This window comes from Microbacterium sp. SORGH_AS_0428 (assembly GCF_031453615.1).
Lineage (GTDB): Bacteria > Actinomycetota > Actinomycetes > Actinomycetales > Microbacteriaceae > Microbacterium.
This window is the reverse complement of record NZ_JAVIZT010000001.1, coordinates 928,874-946,106: the sequence shown is the minus strand read 5'-3', so window position 1 is coordinate 946,106 and position 17,233 is coordinate 928,874. Positions and strand designations below refer to the sequence as shown.

Below are 17,233 nucleotides of genomic sequence, written 5' to 3'. Positions count from 1 at the left end.
CGTCTTCTCACTGCTGGTGCTGCTGCGGCAGCTGCTGCTGCTGCTGGCCGAGTCCGTCGCCCGCGGCGCCGGCACCCAGGGCGCCCTGCGCGGACCCGCCCGCCTTCAGCGCGGCCAGGCGCGCCTCGACCTCCGTCAGCTCCCCGACGTCCTCGAGGCTCTCGAACTGTGCGTCGAGGCTGGATGCGGCGAGCTCCGCCTTGCCGGCGGCCAGCGCCTCCTGGCGACGGATCTTGTCTTCGAAGCGACCGAGTTCGCTCGTGGGGTCGAGGACGTTGACGCTCTTGATGGCGTCGTGCACCTTGTTCTGAGCCTCGGCGACCTTCGCGCGGGCAAGGAGCTCGCTGCGCTTCGAGCGAAGCTGCTCGAGCTTCTGCTTCATGCCGTTGAGGCCGTCCTTGAGCTTGTCGACGACCTCGGTCTGCGCCGCGATCTGCGGAGCGGAGGCCTTCGCCTCGTTCTCCTCGGAGATCTGGCGCTGCAGGGCGATCTTGGCGAGGTTGTCGAACTTGTCGGCGTCGGTCGTGTTGCCGGCGCGGCGCATCTCGTCGGCGCGGCGGCTGGCGGCAAGCGCCTTGCTGCCCCACTCGGCGGCCGCCTGGACGTCCTCCTGGTGGTCGCGCTCGAGGAGGCGCAGGTTGCCGATCGTCTCGGCGATCGCCGCTTCAGCGTCGGCGATGTTGTTCGTGTAGTCGCGGACGAGCTGGTCGAGCATCTTCTGCGGATCCTCGGCCTGGTCGATCATCGCGTTGATGTTCGCCCGGACGAGGGTGGAGATGCGTCCGAAGATGGACTGCTTGGCCATCGTGTTTCCTTTCGTCGTGGTTCGTGAAGTCCGTCAGAATCTGCCGCCGCTGCCCCCGCGGGAACCTCCGCCGCCGAAGCCGCCGCCGCTGCCGCCGCGGAAGCCACCGCCCCCGAAGCCACCGCCGCCGAAGCCTCCGCCGCCGAAGCCGCCGAAGCCTCCGCCTCGTCGGCGACCGCCGCCGAGAGCCGAGCCGATGAGGATGCCGCCGAGCATCGCGCCGAAGTCGCCCCCGCCCGAGGAACCGCCGGAGAAGCCGGAGACGTCCGACTGGGCGGCGGAGATGGCATCGGCTGCCAGGCGCGCGGCGCGCGAGGCCGCATCCAACGCCTGCTCGGGCGCCGTCTGCGCCTGCTGCTCGGCCAGGGCGAACGATGCGCGGGCGTCAGCGAGGCGGGTGCGGGCGGTGGCGCCCACCGCCCCGCGCCGCGAGGAGATGAAGTCCTCCGCGGCTCCGATCTGGGCCTGTGCGTGTGCGAGGGTCGGCGGCAGAACCTGTCGCGCGTGCTCGGCGCGCGCCGCTGCGTCGCGAGCGGATCTGAGCAGCGCGTCGAGCTCGTCGTCGACCCGCTGCAGCGCGGAGAGGGCCGCCACCGGGTCCTCGTCCGCCGCGTCCAGCTGCGCTCGGGCGGCCGCGGATGCGGCGGACAGTCGACCGTCGGGATCGGGCAGGCTCTCGGCTGCGGCGATGTCTCGGGCGAGTTCGGCACGCAGAACGGGGATCTCCGCCTGTGCGGCGGCGAGGCGATCGCCGTGCGCGCCCACCGCATCGGCGAGCTGGCGTGCCTGCGCCACCGCCTGCTCGGCGGTGTGCAGTGCGACGGCGGCTTTACCCGTGTCTCCGACGGAGACCGCGGCGTCTGCCGCGGCGAGCTGGGCATCGGCGAGGGCGAGCCTGTCGGAGGCCTGCGCTGCGTTGTCGGCGATCGTGCTCAGCGCCGCGGCAGGGTAGAGGGCGGACAGCTGCGCGAAGCGTTCCTGGGCGGCCTGGAGGGCGGCAGCCGCCTCGGTCCGTGACGAGCGGAGCCGGTCCTGCGTGGCCGGAAGGTCCTGCTCGATCCGTCGCAGGTCTGCGAAGGCGTCCAGCTGCGCCTGCACCCGCGCATCGGCGGCGGAAGCGAGCTGCAGCGTCTGCTCGTGCCAGGCGCGGACCTGCTCATCGGTGTCGGGGAGCTCGTCGTCCAGCTGCTGGCGCAGCGTGAAGGCCTGATCCAGCTCCGCGCGCGCAGTGGTCAGCGCATCACGAAGACCGCTCGTCGCCTCTTCGCCGAACTGCGCAGCCGCGAAGCCGTGCTCCTGCTCCGCCTCGCGCAGGGCGTCGTCGGTGGCGACGAGAGCGGCGGCCGCCCGCGTGCCCAGGTCTTCGGTGCTCTCCGCGGGGCGGGATGCGGCACGCCGACGAGCCGCGCGGATGACGAAGTACGCGCCCACCCCCACCAGTGCGACGACGGAGAGGACGACGATGACGATGCCCACCGCGCCGCCGGAGCCGGAGGATCCCGCGCCGGGCACGCCGCCGACGCCGCCGCTGCCGCCGGAGTCGCCAGCGCCTCCTGCGCCGCTGCGGGCCGCGGACATTCCGTCGGCTGCCGCGATCGCGGCACCCGCCCAGTCGCCGTCTCGGAGCGCCGGATACACCCAGTCCTGATCGACGGTGGTGATCTGGCTCTCACTGAGCGGGCCCGAGGTGTCGCTGGAGATCCAGTACTGGCGCGCGTCGACGGCAATGGCCAACAGGTACTGGTTGGGTCCCAGGCCGCCCTGCTCAGCGGTCTGCGTCGCCCAGTCCTTCGCGTCCGACGGGCTGCTGAAGCGATCGACGTAGACGACCCACAGGTTCAGGTTGTCGGCTTCAGCGAGCTGCTCGAGGCGGTCTTCGACCTGAGCGCGCTCCGCGTCGCCGAGGACCCCCGCCTCGTCGCTCACGTAGGACGCGCCGAGTTGCACCGGCGGCGTCGCTGCGGCAGGCCCCGCGACCAGGAAGACCGCGGCCAGCGTGGCCACCAGTGCATATGCCCAGCGCGGTCGCATCGATGGCCTCCCTCGGGGGCGGACGGCGCCCTCGTCCGAGTCTATTGAGGGCGAGTCTGTGTGCGCCATGGATGCGGGTCGCTGCCGGGTATGCGTGCGCGCGCTGGTTACGCTGCTCGGCGTTATGGATGACCGGTACCCCACGGATGTGCTCGCCGCCGGCTGGCGGGAGCGGAACACGAAGACCCTCGCCGAGCTCCCCGCCGAGCGCGACACGGTGGTGGAGGTCGCCGAGGACGGATTCTGCGGCGCGGTGACGTCGGTCGAAGGCGGACTCGTCGAGCTGGAGGATCGCACCGGTCGGCGACGCATGTTCTCGCTCGGCCCCGGCTTCCTCGTCGACGGCGAGGCCGTCCGCCTCGTGGCGCCGTCGGCCGCGGCCGCCGCCGGGCGTGCGCGCACCGCATCCGGTTCGTTCGCGGTTGCAGATCAGCGCGCCCGTGTCGCCCGTCCGAGCCGCATCCTCGTCGAGGGCAAGCACGACGCCGAGCTCGTCGAGAAGGTGTGGGGGGACGACCTGCGGGTGGAGGGCGTGGTCGTGGAGTACCTCGAGGGCATCGACCTACTCTCCGACCTGCTCGAGGCGGAGCCTCCCACGGTCGAGCGTCGCTACGGTGTGCTCGTCGACCACCTCGTCGCGGGGTCGAAGGAGTCGAGGATCGCGGCGGAGGTCGCGCGCGGTCGACACGGAGCCCACGTGCGCATCGTCGGTCATCCGTTCATCGATGTGTGGCAGTGCGTCACGCCGCGCGCTGTCGGGATCCCGGCATGGCCGGAGGTGCCGCGGGGCATCGACTGGAAGACGGGCGTGTGTCGCGGGCTGGGGTGGCCGGCGCGCGACAAAGCCGACCTCGCGCGTGCATGGCAGCGCATCCTCGCCAGCGTCCACAGCTACCGCGACCTGGAATCGGCGCTGCTGGGGCGTGTCGAGGAGCTCATCGACTTCGTCACGGCCTGAGGGGCTTCGTATCCTGGGGGGATGACCGATCCCGCATCCGGCGTCTTCCGCGATCGCCCCGTCTCGTTCGTGCGCCGCAGCGGAAGGATGTCGGAGGCGCAGGAGCGCGCCTGGGCCGAGCTCGGCCCGCACCTGCTGCTGCCGGTCCCGCGTGACAACGCCGCCACCTCCGTCGCGGCCGACGCGCAGATCGATGTGTCGACGGTGTGGGGTAGGCGGGCTCCGCTGATCGTCGAGATCGGCTCCGGGCAGGGCCACGCCATCGTGCACGCGTCGACCACGCGACCCGACATCGACTTCCTCGCGGTGGAGGTCTTCCGCGCGGGGCTCGCGCGGACCATGCTCGACGCCGACCGCGCCGGTGTGCGCAACCTGCGCCTGGTCGAGGCGAACGCTCCCGAGGTGCTCGAACATCTGCTGCCGCCGGGATCGGTCGACGAGGTCTGGATCTTCTTCCCCGATCCGTGGCACAAGAAGAAGCACACGAAGCGACGGTTGGTGAAGCCGGACGTCGTGCCGACGCTCTCGCGTGCGCTGCGCCCCGGTGGGATGCTGCGCCTCGCCACGGACTGGGAGGACTACGCGCTGCAGATGCGCTCCGTCCTGGATGAGACGACGGCATTCGATCGCGCCTTCGAGGGGGACTGGGCGCCGCGTTTCGAGGGGCGTGTCATCACGGCGTTCGAGCGCAAGGGCGAACGCGTGGGGCGCGCGATCCGCGACCTCGCCTACCGTCGATCGGGCGACTGACGTGCCCGCCGCGCAGACGGTCAGCCGCACTCCGCTGCGGGCATGGCCGCTCGCGGCCTCGCTGCTGGTCGCGCTCGCCGCGCCGGCGTTCTTCGTGCTCCTCACTCCCTGGCTGGGGTGGAGCCTGCTCGCGGCGGGCCTTGCCACGGCGTGGTGGGCGGATCGCCGTCAGCCCCGCGACGCGTCGCTTCTTCGCGATCTGTCACTGATCTCCGCCGGCATGCTCATCGTCAGCGCCATCCCGCTCGCCGCCGAACTCGACAACGCCGCGATGGTGCGATTCACCCTCGCGCTCGGCGGGGCCGTCGCGGTTCCCTACGTCGTGTCGAGGTTCGTCTATCGCGATCGAGCGATCCGCTTCCCGTGGCGCGGGGGCGGCCGGTGGAGCCGTTTCCAGTGGGTGTGGCTGGTGGCGGTGCTCCTTCTCGGGTGGCTGATCCTGCCGTTCTACTTCATCAGCTCGGGCGTCTATCAGAACTGGCCCGTCGTGGACACCCCCGATCTCATCGCCCGCCTGTTCATCGGCGTCGGGGCGGTCGGCATCTGGGACGAGCTGTTCTTCATCTGCACCGTCTTCGCGCTGCTGCGCCGACACCTGCCCGATCTGACCGCGAACCTCGTGCAGGCGATCGTCTTCGTCTCGTTCCTGTGGGAGCTCGGCTACCGCGCGTGGGGGCCGGTGCTCACCCTCCCGTTCGCGCTGTTGCAGGGATACATCTTCTTGCGCACGCGTTCCCTCGCGTACGTCGTCACGGTGCATCTGCTGTTCGACGCGGTCGTGTTCGCGGTGCTCGTCCACGCGCACAACCCCGGCCTGCTCGACGGCCTGTTCCTCGTCTGAGCCTCTGTCCTGCTGCCTCCGATAGAGTCGTCGCGGGTCCCGACCGGGCCCCCGGACGACGGATCAGTACCCGGAGAGCGACAAGACTGGCCGAGAGGCACGTCATGTCGTGGATCGTCCTGATCATCTCCGGAGTTCTCGAAGCCGTCTGGGCCAGCGCGCTCGGCCGGTCCGAGGGACTGTCGAAGCCCCTGCCGAGCATCGTCTTCGCGGTCGCGCTCGTGCTGAGCATGGGCGGACTCGCGTTCGCCATGCGTGAGATCCCGACCGGCACGGCCTACGCGATCTGGGTGGGGATCGGAGCCGCGCTGACGGTGATCTGGGCGATGGTCACCGGCGCCGAGCCGTTCACGATCGTGAGGCTGCTGCTGATCGCGGGGCTCGTGGGCTGCGTGATCGGTCTGAAGCTCACCGGCGACGCTTCCTGAGCCCACAGGCTTTTGCTCGGCGCCCGAAGATGGGAGCATCCTGTGGGGGCCGGCATAGCCGATTCGCCTAGGATCGCTCGCGCCACGCGGGGAGAGGAAAGTCGTGACGGTGACCGGTTCGCAACTGCATGCCGATTCGGAGAACACGCGTACGCCGCGATGGCGTCGTGCGGTGAGGGCCATACACGGCTGGGTCGACGACGCATCCCGACCCGATCCCCGCGTGCGGCCGGTTCGCCGCATCGAGCTCGCCCAGGTGATGGGCTACTGGGCCATCGCCCGCGGAGTGAACCTCGCGTTCCTGCTCTTCTGGTACCTGGTATCGACGGCCGCGGGATGGGGCTTCGGTGCGCAGGACCGACCGGTCGGTACGTTCGCCGCTTTCCTGACGGGATGGGACGCCGACCGCTACGGTCGCATCTCGCTGATCGGGTATCCGCCCGTCATCCCCATCGGTCCCAACGGCAACGTGCTCGAGAACGACTGGGCCTTCCTCCCGATCTATCCGTGGTTGGAGCGCCTCGTCGGCGACCTCGTCGGTTCCGACTGGCGTGCGGCCGGCATCGGGCTCAGCATCTTCTTCAGCGCCACGGCGACCGTGCTGCTGTTCCTGCTGCTGCGTGCGGTCGCGTCGCCGCGCCAGGCCAAGTGGGCGGTGATCTTCTTCTCCTTCGCACCGCTGTCGTTCGTGTTCGTCATCGCCTACGCGGAATCGCTCGTTCTCACGCTGACCTTCGCCGCGCTGCTGCTGGCCGTCAAGCGGAAGTACGTATGGATCACCCCGATCGCGCTGATCGCCGCGTTCACGCGACCCGGCGCCCTCGCCCTCGCGCTGGCTCTGGGCATCGTCTTCCTCGTGCGCTGGTGGCGCCGGGGAGTCGATCCGTTCCCGCGCCGCGAGGTGGTGGGGCTGCTCGTGGCCGGCGGCGTCACAGCGCTCGCCGGGCTCGCGTGGTCGTGGATCGCGGATGCGTGGACCGGCACCCCGCATGCCTACCTCCTCACGGAGACGGCCTGGTGGCGTCCGTTCGTCGGCAACGGCGAGTTCATGCCCCTCACGCCATGGTTCCGCTTCATGGGCGAGTACCTGAGCGTGTTCGGCTGGCTGCTCGTGGTCGCGCTCATGGTGGGATTCGCCCTGCTGATCTGGTCGCGACCGGTGCGCAGACTCGGCATCGTGGTCGCGGCGTACGGGCTGAGCTACGGGCTCTACATCTTCGGTGTGTTCCTGCCGCAGGCCAGCACCTTCCGCCTGCTGATGCCGATGTCTCCGCTTCTCGCGCATGAGAGGCTGTCTGCGTCCAAGCGGGCGCGCAACGGCATCCTGATCGCCCTCGTCGTGCTGCAGTTCTTCGCCGTCTACGGCCTCTGGACCCGCGGTTACCCCTGATCCGCCGTCACGGGGCCGGAGCGGGCGGTGATAGTCTCGATCGGTACGCCTCCGTAGCTCAGGGGATAGAGCGCCGGTTTCCGGTACCGTAGGTCGGGGGTTCGAATCCCTCCGGGGGCACGGCGTACAAGAGGCCTCGATCCTTCCGCGGATCGGGGCCTTCTTCGCGCCCGACGACGAACGGTGCGACGCGCGGGTGCACGTCGAGGCCCGGCCATGATCTCGCGGCGCCCATGGGGGCGCGCCGCCCTCGTCGGCGCGCCCCGCTGCCTCGATTCCCCGCGGCCTTCGACGTTACGCTGCCGCGGGACGCGCTGTCTGTCGCCCGCTTGGGGGACGCGATCAGGCGCTCGCCGCCTACTGTCGCCGCATCCGGCACTCGTCGGGATCGAGCGCGCTCGATCGATGGGAGCGGCGGTGTCGCTGCGGCGCATCGTCGATGCCTCGCGACCGTTCGCGCGGGCCGACTGAGGGTGGAGGCCCACCAGGCTGAGGCGGGTCAACGCACGAGTGAGAGCCAGGTGAGCTCGCCGTCCGCGATGCGTCCGCTCCGCGCGAGCCGTGCCGCGGCGGAGGCGGGCTTGCGTTCGGCTTGGTCCCGGATCGCCGCGTCGAACTCGGCGGCGAAATCCGTCCTCGGCAGTCGTGCGGTCACGACGCGCAGAAGCTGCGCATCCCACCTCGACCAGCCCGCCCCCGCGACGTCCAGGCTCGTCGCCACCTCCAGCAGGTGGCCCTCGGCGTCCAGGGTCGGGTCGACCTCGACCCACATGTGGCGTTCGATCACTTCCTGCAGCCGGACCCGGCGCTCGCTCGGCCAACCGGCTCCGGCCGCGAACACCCATGCCGCAGCGCCTCCGGCGCCCTCGAACGGCGTCCGGTGTGCGTCGAACGGTTCCGCCACGCCGATGTCGTGCAGCGCGGCCGCGACGAACAGCAGCTCCGCGTCGTAGTCCAGCCCCTCCGCATCCGCGAGCGATCGCGCCCACACCCAGGAGCGCATGCTGTGCCGCAGGACGGCCGGGGAGCACCACTGCTCGGCCACCTGCAGCGCGAGCGCGGCGGTGGCGGATGGTGGGCGCAGGAGTTCGTCGATGTCGTACGGCACGCGGTACCTCGTCTCTCGCCCCCCAGTGTCGAACGTCGCGTCGCGCCTCATCGGTCCCGGTGCCGAGGACGGCGGGATGACGCCGGACTGTGGCGTTCCTGCGACGTCAGGGCTTCTTGCCGTTCCCGTTCCCGTTGTTGTTGCCGGGGCCCCGATTCGAACCGTTCTCCGATGCGGGTCCCGTCTGCGGATCCGTGACCGGCCCCGGCTGTGGATCCGTGACCGGCCCCGGCCGCGGAGTGACGGTGTCGGCAGGCACCACGCTCTGATCGTCGGACTCGACCGTCTCGGCGGGCGCCTGGTCGGATCCGTCGTCCGTCGGGACGGTGTTCAGCTGCACGGGAACGACGGACTCCTCGCTCACCGGCGCCGGCGCCAGGACGGTCGAGATGCCCACAGCCGCGGCTGCGACGATGAGGACGCCGGCAGCTGCCGACATGGCCACGATGCGCCGGCGGCGGCGAGGCGCCGGCAGCGCGAGCGGGGCAGGCAGCGGTTCGGTGGCCGCCGCGGGGGGAGCCGAGACGGAGATCGGTGACGTCGCGACGAGCAACGCGTCGTCCAGGGGGACGGTCGCGGCGCTCGCCGTGGTGGAGGGCAGTGCACGGGCCCGATCGAGGACCTCGCTCGCGCTCGGGCGGGAAGCGGGATCGTGCACCGTCATGGCGGTGAGCAGGGAACGCCACGCGTAGCCGATGCCCGTGGGAACATCGGGCTGCCGGGTGAGCCGGGCCAGCAGCATGCTGGCCGCCGGCGCATCCGCGAAGGGATGCCGACCTGTGATCGCCTCGATCAGGAGCAGCCCGAGAGAGTAGACGTCGGAGGCGGGAACCGGCGCGTGGCCGCGCACCTGCTCCGGCGCGAGATAGGCCGCTGTGCCGATGACATCGCCGGGTGTCGTGAGCCTCGTCGAGTCGACCAGATGCGCGACGCCGAAATCGGCGAGCACCGCCTGATAGCCGACGCTGCCGGCTCCGCGACCGCGGGCACGGAGCATGACGTTGGAGGGCTTCACGTCGCGATGCACGATCCCTGCCGCGTGGACGGCCTCCAGTGCCGCGGCGAGGTCGCTCGCCATGGCGGCGGCCTCATCGAGCCCCAGGGCGCCGTCCACCAGGCGTTGGCGCAGAGTCGGGCCGGCGATGTACTCCATGACGAGATAGCTCGGAGCCTCGGTCCCGATGCACGCGTCGAACAGGGTGACCAGGCACGGATGCGAGAGCGAGGCGAGCATCGTGGCCTCGCCGACCTTCCGACGGTCCTCGACGCCGTCCGCACGCTCCGAGTGGAAGAGCTTGACCGCGACATCACGGCCGAGCAGTTCGTCTCGGGCACGATAGACCGTGCCCATTCCTCCGCTGCCGACGCGTTCGATCAGGCGGTAGCGACCGGCGAGGAGCGAGCCGGTCCCGGCGGGAACGGCGTCGAGGATGTCGGACACGTACTCAGGCGAGGGGTTCGCCGTTGTCCGTAGTGCGACGCGTCGTGACGCGCTCACCACTGGCGGGGTCGACCGCGGTGCGCGAGGTCGACACGCTCGAACGACGACGCATGACCAGGACCAGGCTGATCAGGAAGACGAGGACCCCCGCGCCCATCAGGATGTATCCGATGAGACTCAGGTTGACGTAGCCGCCGAGATCGACGTTCACGGCGAACGCCAGGATCGCTCCGATCACGAAGAGTGCGATTCCGCTTCCAATACCCATGTTCACGACTCCTGCCCGGGACCAGCCCGATAGGTGGGGTCCCGGACGGCGACGGTGGGGCCGGCGCTCGGGCACGGGCGCGGCGGGTCGCCGTGCCCCCGGCGATCACGTTAGCCAGCGGATGGGCCGGGGGAGCTCCGGTGGTCCCGCTCCGCGAAAAGGTGCATAATGCCCCTCCGCGCCGGAAGGCTCAGTCCGAGCGCAGGCCGTCGAGGGCAGCCGCGAGCCGCTCCGCGAGATACGCGTGGCCCCCGGTCGTGGGGTGATGGCGGCCGATCGGTCCGCTGTCGATGATCCACGCGTAATTGTCCGGCGTGATCCACTGTTCCCCGATGGGCGAGATGTACGGCCAGCCGCGCGACGCCGCCGCCCGGCCCAGCCGATCGTCGATCTCCGAGGTCGCCGCCTCTACGGGAAGGATCTGCGGAGCGGGTCCGAGGACGACGATCTGCGCATCCGGGTACAGCGCGGCGAGCGAGTCCCAGGCCTCGCGCACGGCTTCGTCGTAGCCCTCGAGGGGGACCTTCCGATCGTTGATCGAGCCCTGCACGACGATCAGATCGGGGCGGTCGGACGCATCCAACTCGGCGATGCGCTCGGAGAAGGTTCCACCGTCGATGCCGGGAACGAGATAGCCGCTGCCCCGTGAACCGTTCACGCTCGTCTCGCCGCCCATGAGCGGGCCGAGGAGGTACGCGTAACCCAGCGTCGGCGCGGAGGCGGCGGAGCCGTAGGTCCAGGAGTCGCCGAGAACGAGGATGCGGGGGTTGTCGGGGAGCGCGATCGACACCACCGGAGCAGGCGCGGCGCCACCCGCATCCGCTCGGCTGACCGGCAGCGCCCCTGCCGCCCAGGGGCGCGTCAGCGCGAGTGCGCAGATGCACGCGATCGCCGCCGCCAGCGCCGCAAGGACGGCGATCGCGCGGCGCGGCGAAAGCCGGGCGGATCGGGTCATGGCACGAGCGTACGGTGCGACGGGCCGGAGCGGGTGCGCAGGAGGGATGCGGCGGGCCCCGGCCCTCGATCCGCGTGCGAGGATGGGCCGGTGCAGCGCCAAGTGAGAGCCGAACTCGACCTCGAACTGGGCTCCTCCGTCGACCTCATCCTGCAGATCGCGGTGGCGCGGTCGGCGGGCGTCGTGAACGAGCGGCTGAGCCTGGTGCAGGACGGGCGCGAGCTGCTGCCGAGGGAGCTCCTGGACGCGGCAGGCAACCGCCTGCACCGCCTGACGGGCGAGGCGGGACTCCTCCAGGTGCACTACGAGGCCGTCGTGGGTCCGGGCGCACCGCCTGTCACGACGGAGATCGATACCATCGCGGCTCTGCGGCCGAGCCGCTACGCCCAGTCCGACGAGGTCTTCGCCACCGCGCGGCGACTCTTCCGGGGGCTGAGCGGCCGACAGCTCGTGGAGGCCGTCTCCGATTTCGTGGCCACGAGCGTCACCTACACGCCGGGCATGAGCCTCGGCACCGACAGTGCGGTCACGACCCTCGCCAGCGGGCAGGGCGTCTGCCGCGACTACGCCCATCTCGTCATCGCGCTGTTGCGTGCGATGGACATGCCCGCCCGCTACGTCGCCTGCTACGCGCCTCAGCTCGATCCCATGGACTTCCACGCCGTCGCCGAGGTGCTCGTCGAGGGCGAATGGAGCGTGGTCGATGCCACCCGCCTCGCCCCGCGCTCCTCGCTCGTGCGGATCGCCACAGGCAGAGACGCGGCGGACTGCGCGTTCCTGAGCTACCACGGCGGATATGTGGGCTTGGAGCGGCTCGAAGTGGACGCGACCGTGCAGGATGCGCCCGGCACCGTCGACGACCACGCGGCGCTCGTACCGATGGCCTGAGCGGGCCCGTCCACGCGGACCGGGGCGCGACAGCGGACGAACGTAGAATGGGACGCCTATGGATCCCGAACAGCTCTCCGCCGCCCTGCACGCCGTCGTCGCACCGATCGTCGAGGCGCGACGCCCCGGTGTCGAGGTGGCGGTGTCGGACATCGTCCTCGAGCGCCCGAAGAATCGTGACCACGGCGACTGGGCGTCCAACATCGCCCTGAAGCTCGCCAAGCAGGTGGGCGCGAACCCGCGGGAGCTCGCCGCGGAGATCGCGGGCCCTCTCGGTGATGTTCCCGGCGTCGCCTCCGTCGAGATCGCCGGTCCCGGGTTCATCAACATCCGTCTGGATGCGGCGGCCGCCGGTGCCCTCGCGCGCGTAATCGTCGAGGCGGGCGCGGCGTTCGGCTCCAACACCACCCAGCGCGGCAACTCGATCAATCTCGAGTTCGTCAGCGCGAACCCGACCGGTCCGCTCCACATCGGCCACACCCGCTGGGCGGCGCTCGGCGACGCCATCGCCCGTCTGCTCCTGGCGAGCGGCGCCCCGCTCGTGCGCGAGTTCTACATCAACGACGCGGGTGCACAGATGGAGCGCTTCGGCCGCTCCGTGCTCGCCGCGGTGAAGGGCGAGCCGGCTCCGGAGGACGGCTACGTCGGCGCCTACATCCAGGAGCTTGCCGACCGCGTGCGCGCGGCGGACTTCCACGGCGAGCCCGGCGGCGTGCTGTCCGCCTCGCCCGAGGAGCAGCTGAGCTTCACCACCGAGCTCGCGTACGCGCTGCAGCTGGGCGAGATCCAGGCCTCTCTCGAACAGTTCAACGTGCACTTCGACGTCTGGTACTCCGAGCGCGTCCTGCACGCGGGGTCCCCGAGTCTCGTCGACGAGGCCGTCGAACGCCTGCGGGAGCAGGGCCATGTCTTCGAGCAGGACGACGCCGTCTGGGTGCGCACGACCGACTTCGGCGACGACAAGGACCGCGTCATCCGTCGCTCGAACGGCGAGTACACCTACTTCGCGGCGGATGCGGCCTACTACCTCAACAAGGGGGATCGCGGTTTCGCGCACAAGATCTACCTGCTCGGTGCCGACCACCACGGCTACGTCCACCGGCTCAAGGCGCTCGCCGGCGCGGCGGGCGACGACCCCGACAAGGACATCGAGGTGCTGATCGGCCAGCTCGTCTCGATCAACGGCGCCCGCCTCTCCAAGCGCGCGGGGAACATCATCGAGCTCGACGACCTGCGCGCCTGGCTCGGCACCGACGCCCTGCGGTACTCGCTGGCGCGGTACCCCGCCGACTCGCCGCTCACGCTCGACCCCGAGATCCTGCAGAAGCGCACGAACGACAACCCGGTCTTCTACGTGCAGTACGCCCACGCCCGCACCCACAACGTGGCGCGCAACGCCGCCGCATCCGGGGTGGAGCGCACGGCATTCTCCCCGGAGCTGCTCACCCACGAGACCGAGTCGGCGCTGCTCGGTGCGCTGCAGGAGTTCCCGCGGCTGGTCGCCTTCGCCGCCGACCTGCGCGAGCCGCATCGCATCGCCCGATACCTGGAGGAGCTCGCGGGTCTCTATCACCGCTGGTACGACAACTGCCGCGTGATCCCGCTCGGCGACGACGAGGTGACCGACCTGCATCGCACGCGGCTGTGGCTCAACGACGCGACCGGCCAGGTCCTGCGCAACGGGCTGGACCTGTTGGGCGTCAGCGCACCCGAGCGGATGTGACATGAGCGAGGTGATGGGGCTGTTCGACGACCAGGACGACGCGCCCCGCACCGTGCGCCGGCGCCGCCGGTGGCCGTGGCTCGTCGCGGTGCTGGTGGTGCTGCTGCTCATCGTCGCCGCGTTCTTCGCGGGGGAATGGGTGGCGCGAGACCTCGTGACGAAGGCCGTCAAGCAGCAGCTCGTGTCGCGACTCGATCTCGCCGCGGATCAGCAGATCGATGTGGACATCGCCGATCCCTCGCTGCTGCTGGATCTGGCACTGGGCCAGGTCGGCCAGGTGCGCATCGCCGCCGACGATGTGACGGTCGGAGACTTCACGGGCGACGTGTCGGTCACCCTCCGCGATCTCGGCATCCGCGCACCCTTCACGCTCGGCTCCGGCGAGGCGACGGTGTCGCTGAACGCCGAGCAGCTCCGCCCGCTCCTGGCGGAGGCGGCGCCGGTGGCCATCGACGGCCTCACGATCGCTCAGCCCGACGTGAGCGCGTCGACCCAGCTGTCGGTGTTCGGCCTCGCCGTGCCGGTGCAGGTCGCTCTCACCCCGTCGGCGGCGGAGGGGCGGCTCGTGCTCACCCCGGTGTCGCTGAGCGTGGCCGGTGCCGAGGTGACCGCGGACGGCCTGCGCGCCCAGTTCGGCTCCGTCGCCGACCCTCTGCTCGCCGGGTACCGGGTGTGCGTCGCGCAGTACCTGCCGCGCGGGCTCACCCTCAGCCAGGTCGCGGTGCAAGGCGATCGGCTCGCGGCCGATTTCGACATCGCGGGCGAGCTGCTCACGGATGCCGGTGCGCGGGAGAAGGGCAGCTGCGCCTGACGCATGGCGGGAGCGGCATAGGCGGTGCCCTAGACTTCAAGGGACTCGCGTCGGGGTGTCGTGACGGCTCCGCCGCCGCTGAGATTCCCGCCGCCCTTCACCACCGATTGGGTCTCGTAGTGTCCTCCTCGCACGACCGCGCTGCCGCCGAAGAGTGGCTCCTCGTGCCGGACGACGCGAACGATCTCCCGCCGGTCGTGTGGCCCGGATCCGCCTCGCGTCGCGACGGACGTCTGCAGATCGGCGGCGTGGATGCGGGGGATCTCGCCGCACGCTTCGGCACCCCGCTCTACGTCCTCGACGAGGACGAGGTGCGAGGCCGCGCCCGTCGGATCCTCGCCGCCTTCCAGCGGGCCGCGGGAAGGCACGGCGCCGAAGCGCGCGTCTACTACGCGGGCAAGGCGTTCCTCTCCGCGGCCGTGGCGCGGTGGGTGCTCGAGGAGGGTCTGCGCATCGATGTCGCGAGCCCCGGCGAGCTGGCTGTGGCGTTGGCCGCGGGCGCGGATCCGTCGCTGCTGGGCCTGCACGGCAACAACAAGTCTGCGAGCCAGCTGGCGCGGGCCGTCGAGATCGGGATCGGGACGATCATCGTGGACAGCGTCGACGAGATCGTGCGCCTCGCGTCGGTGACCGATGGTGCTTCTCGCCGTCAGCCCGTCCTGATCCGCGTCAACACCGGCATCCACGCCGAGACCCACGACTTCCTCGCGACGGCGCACGAAGACCAGAAGTTCGGCTTCTCCCTCGACGGCGCGCGGGAGGCGGCGGCTCTGCTGCGCGCCATCCCCGGCGTCGAGCTCGTCGGCCTGCACTGCCACATCGGCTCCCAGATCTTCGGTTCGGAGGGCTTCGCCGCATCCGCCGAGCGGCTCGTCGCCCTCCACGCGGAGCTGGGCGGTCTCGACGTGCTCAACCTCGGCGGCGGCTTCGGCATCGCCTACACGCGAGACCAGCAGCCGGCCGTGATCGAGGAGCTCGCCGACGCCATCGTGACCGCTGTCGCTGCGACCTGCGCACGCCTGGACGTGCCCGTGCCGACGCTCGTGTTCGAACCGGGACGCGCGATCGTCGGAACGGCCGGTGTCACGCTGTACGAGGTCGGCACGGTCAAGCCCGTCTCCCTCGGCGACGGTCTCGTGCGCACCTACGTGAGCGTCGACGGCGGGATGAGCGACAACGCCCGTCCGGCGCTCTACGGCGCCGACTACTCCGCCCGTATCGCCTCCCGCGTGAGCGATGCGGCACCCGCCCTCGTCCGGGTGGTCGGATCGCACTGCGAGTCGGGCGACATCGTCGTCGACGCCGAGTACCTCCCCGCCGACGTCGCTCCCGGCGACCTGCTCGCGGTGCCGGCCACCGGCGCCTACTGCTTCTCGCTGTCGAGCAACTACAACTACATGCCGCGGCCCCCGGTGGTCGCGGTGCGTGACGCCGAGGCGCGCGTCATCGTGCGCGGCGAGACGGTCGACGACCTCCTCGCCCGTGACGCCCTCCTCGCGCAGAAAGGTGATTCATGATCGACCATCGCCACCTCCGGGTCGCTCTGCTGGGAGCCGGCGCCGTCGGGTCGCAGGTCGCAGCTCTCCTGCTCAAGCACGGCGATGAGCTCGCGGACCGCGCGGGAGCGAGCCTCCAGCTCGCCGGCATCGCCGTGCGCGACGTCGACGCCCCGCGCGACGTGGACCTTCCGCAGGAGCTCTTCACGACCGACGCCGAGTCGCTCATCGTCGGCGCCGACATCGTGATCGAGCTCATCGGCGGCATCGAGCCGGCGAGGACCCACCTGCTGCAGGCGATCAATTCCGGCGCCGACGTCGTGACGGCGAACAAGGCCCTGCTGGCGACCTACGGCTCCGAGATCTTCGACGCCGCCGACCAGGTCGGGGCGCAGGTCTACTACGAGGCCGCCGCGGCGGGTGCGATTCCGATCATCCGCCCGCTGCGCGACTCGCTCGCCGGCGATCGCGTGCAGCGCATCATGGGCATCGTCAACGGGACGACGAACTACATCCTCGACCGGATGGACACCGAGGGTGCGGAGTTCGCCGACGTCCTGGCGCAGGCGCAGGCGCTCGGTTACGCCGAGGCCGACCCGACGGCCGACGTGGAGGGCTACGACGCGGCGCAGAAGGCCGCCATCCTCGCCTCGCTCGCCTTCCACACGGCCGTTCCGCTCGAGTCCGTCCACCGCGAGGGCATCACGGCGATCACGACGCAGATGATGGATGCGGCTCGCCACGCGGGCTACGTCATCAAGCTGCTCGCGGTCTGCGAGCGGCTCACCGGGCAGGATTCTCCCACCGGCGAGGCGATCTCGGTGCGGGTGTACCCGGCGCTGGTGCCGCGCTCGCATCCGCTCGCCAGTGTCCACGGCGCCAACAACGCGGTCTTCGTCGAGGCGGAGGCGGCGGGTTCGCTGATGTTCTACGGCGCCGGCGCGGGCGGCGTGCAGACCGCATCCGCCGTGCTGGGCGATGTCGTCTCCGCGGCACGTCGCCACATCGCCGGCGGCGTGGGGGTGGGGGAGTCCACGCGCGCGAACCTCCCGGTCCTGCCGATCGGCCACGCGCAGACGCGGTATCAGATCACGCTCGAGGTCAGCGACCAGGCGGGTGTGCTCGCCCACATCGCCGGCACCCTGAGCGAGGGGCACGTCTCGATCGCGACGGTCGAGCAGACGGTCATCGCCGAAGACGGCGCAGACTCGGGCCGGGCGCGCCTGGTCATCGGAACGCACAAAGCACGCGAGCAGGATCTCAGCGACACGGTCGACCGACTCGCGGACAGCGACGTCGTCGAGCGGGTCGTCTCGGTCCTGCGGGTAGAAGGAGACTGA

16 protein-coding genes, 1 tRNA gene and 1 riboswitch are annotated in these 17,233 nt (G+C 70.9%); of the genes, 11 read left to right on the top strand and 6 right to left on the bottom strand.

Going from position 1 to position 17,233, the window contains the following annotated elements:
- Positions 1–7: 7 nt before the first annotated feature.
- Both QE374_RS04620 and QE374_RS04615 read right to left on the bottom strand, forming a co-directional pair.
- Entirely contained in the window at positions 8–805 is a 798-nt protein-coding gene (locus tag QE374_RS04620) for a PspA/IM30 family protein (RefSeq protein ID WP_309732580.1), read from the bottom strand.
- 33 nt (positions 806–838) lie between these two features.
- Positions 839–2,836: a TPM domain-containing protein gene (locus QE374_RS04615; protein ID WP_309732579.1), complete on the bottom strand. Its 1,998-nt coding sequence runs from the start codon at positions 2,834–2,836 to the stop codon at positions 839–841.
- A 124-nt stretch (positions 2,837–2,960) separates the two neighbouring features.
- On the opposite strand from QE374_RS04615, the gene QE374_RS04610 reads away from it, so the two are divergent.
- From QE374_RS04610 to QE374_RS04585, 6 genes are all read left to right on the top strand, one after another.
- Positions 2,961–3,794 carry a DUF3097 family protein gene (locus QE374_RS04610; protein ID WP_309732576.1) on the top strand — a complete coding sequence of 278 codons (834 nt, stop codon included), beginning with the start codon at positions 2,961–2,963 and terminating at the stop codon, positions 3,792–3,794.
- Between the two features lie 21 nt (positions 3,795–3,815).
- Positions 3,816–4,544, top strand: a complete 729-nt coding sequence (gene trmB / locus QE374_RS04605; protein ID WP_309732574.1) for a tRNA (guanosine(46)-N7)-methyltransferase TrmB — start codon at positions 3,816–3,818, stop codon at positions 4,542–4,544.
- Between the two features lies 1 nt (position 4,545).
- Positions 4,546–5,385 carry a CPBP family intramembrane glutamic endopeptidase gene (locus QE374_RS04600; protein ID WP_396653321.1) on the top strand — a complete coding sequence of 280 codons (840 nt, stop codon included), beginning with the start codon at positions 4,546–4,548 and terminating at the stop codon, positions 5,383–5,385.
- Positions 5,386–5,416: 31 nt separating this feature from the next.
- Positions 5,417–5,480: riboswitch (guanidine-III (ykkC-III) riboswitch) on the top strand.
- A gap of 9 nt (positions 5,481–5,489) precedes the next feature.
- Positions 5,490–5,813, top strand: a complete 324-nt coding sequence (locus QE374_RS04595) for a multidrug efflux SMR transporter (protein ID WP_309732572.1) — start codon at positions 5,490–5,492, stop codon at positions 5,811–5,813.
- A 172-nt stretch (positions 5,814–5,985) separates the two neighbouring features.
- The gene (locus QE374_RS04590; RefSeq protein ID WP_309732570.1) at positions 5,986–7,203 is read left to right on the top strand and encodes a hypothetical protein; all 1,218 of its coding nucleotides are present in this window, start codon (positions 5,986–5,988) and stop codon (positions 7,201–7,203) included.
- A 47-nt stretch (positions 7,204–7,250) separates the two neighbouring features.
- Positions 7,251–7,323: transfer RNA gene (locus tag QE374_RS04585), tRNA-Arg, on the top strand.
- A gap of 379 nt (positions 7,324–7,702) precedes the next feature.
- Here the strand turns inward: QE374_RS04585 and QE374_RS04580 are convergent.
- The 4 genes from QE374_RS04580 to QE374_RS04565 all read right to left on the bottom strand — a co-directional run bounded on the left by QE374_RS04580 (position 7,703) and on the right by QE374_RS04565 (position 10,975).
- Positions 7,703–8,311, bottom strand: a complete 609-nt coding sequence (locus QE374_RS04580; protein WP_309732567.1) for an HD domain-containing protein — start codon at positions 8,309–8,311, stop codon at positions 7,703–7,705.
- Between the two features lie 106 nt (positions 8,312–8,417).
- Positions 8,418–9,752 carry a protein kinase domain-containing protein gene (locus QE374_RS04575; protein WP_309732565.1) on the bottom strand — a complete coding sequence of 445 codons (1,335 nt, stop codon included), beginning with the start codon at positions 9,750–9,752 and terminating at the stop codon, positions 8,418–8,420.
- A gap of 4 nt (positions 9,753–9,756) precedes the next feature.
- Positions 9,757–10,020 carry a DUF6458 family protein gene (locus QE374_RS04570; protein ID WP_309732563.1) on the bottom strand — a complete coding sequence of 88 codons (264 nt, stop codon included), beginning with the start codon at positions 10,018–10,020 and terminating at the stop codon, positions 9,757–9,759.
- A 190-nt stretch (positions 10,021–10,210) separates the two neighbouring features.
- Positions 10,211–10,975: an SGNH/GDSL hydrolase family protein gene (locus QE374_RS04565; RefSeq protein WP_309732562.1), complete on the bottom strand. Its 765-nt coding sequence runs from the start codon at positions 10,973–10,975 to the stop codon at positions 10,211–10,213.
- A 90-nt stretch (positions 10,976–11,065) separates the two neighbouring features.
- Between QE374_RS04565 and QE374_RS04560 the strand changes: the two genes are divergently transcribed.
- From QE374_RS04560 to QE374_RS04540, 5 genes are all read left to right on the top strand, one after another.
- Entirely contained in the window at positions 11,066–11,863 is a 798-nt protein-coding gene (locus QE374_RS04560; protein ID WP_309732560.1) for a transglutaminase family protein, read from the top strand.
- Between the two features lie 58 nt (positions 11,864–11,921).
- On the top strand, positions 11,922–13,586 hold the full coding sequence (locus QE374_RS04555) for an arginine--tRNA ligase (RefSeq protein WP_309732558.1): 1,665 nt from the start codon (positions 11,922–11,924) through the stop codon (positions 13,584–13,586).
- A 1-nt stretch (position 13,587) separates the two neighbouring features.
- Positions 13,588–14,397 carry a DUF2993 domain-containing protein gene (locus tag QE374_RS04550; RefSeq protein WP_309732556.1) on the top strand — a complete coding sequence of 270 codons (810 nt, stop codon included), beginning with the start codon at positions 13,588–13,590 and terminating at the stop codon, positions 14,395–14,397.
- A 119-nt stretch (positions 14,398–14,516) separates the two neighbouring features.
- On the top strand, positions 14,517–15,914 hold the full coding sequence (gene lysA / locus QE374_RS04545) for a diaminopimelate decarboxylase (RefSeq protein ID WP_309732555.1): 1,398 nt from the start codon (positions 14,517–14,519) through the stop codon (positions 15,912–15,914).
- Positions 15,911–17,233, top strand: coding sequence for a homoserine dehydrogenase (locus QE374_RS04540; protein ID WP_309732553.1), 1,323 nt, complete (start codon positions 15,911–15,913; stop codon positions 17,231–17,233). Before lysA ends, QE374_RS04540 begins: the two co-directional genes overlap by 4 nt.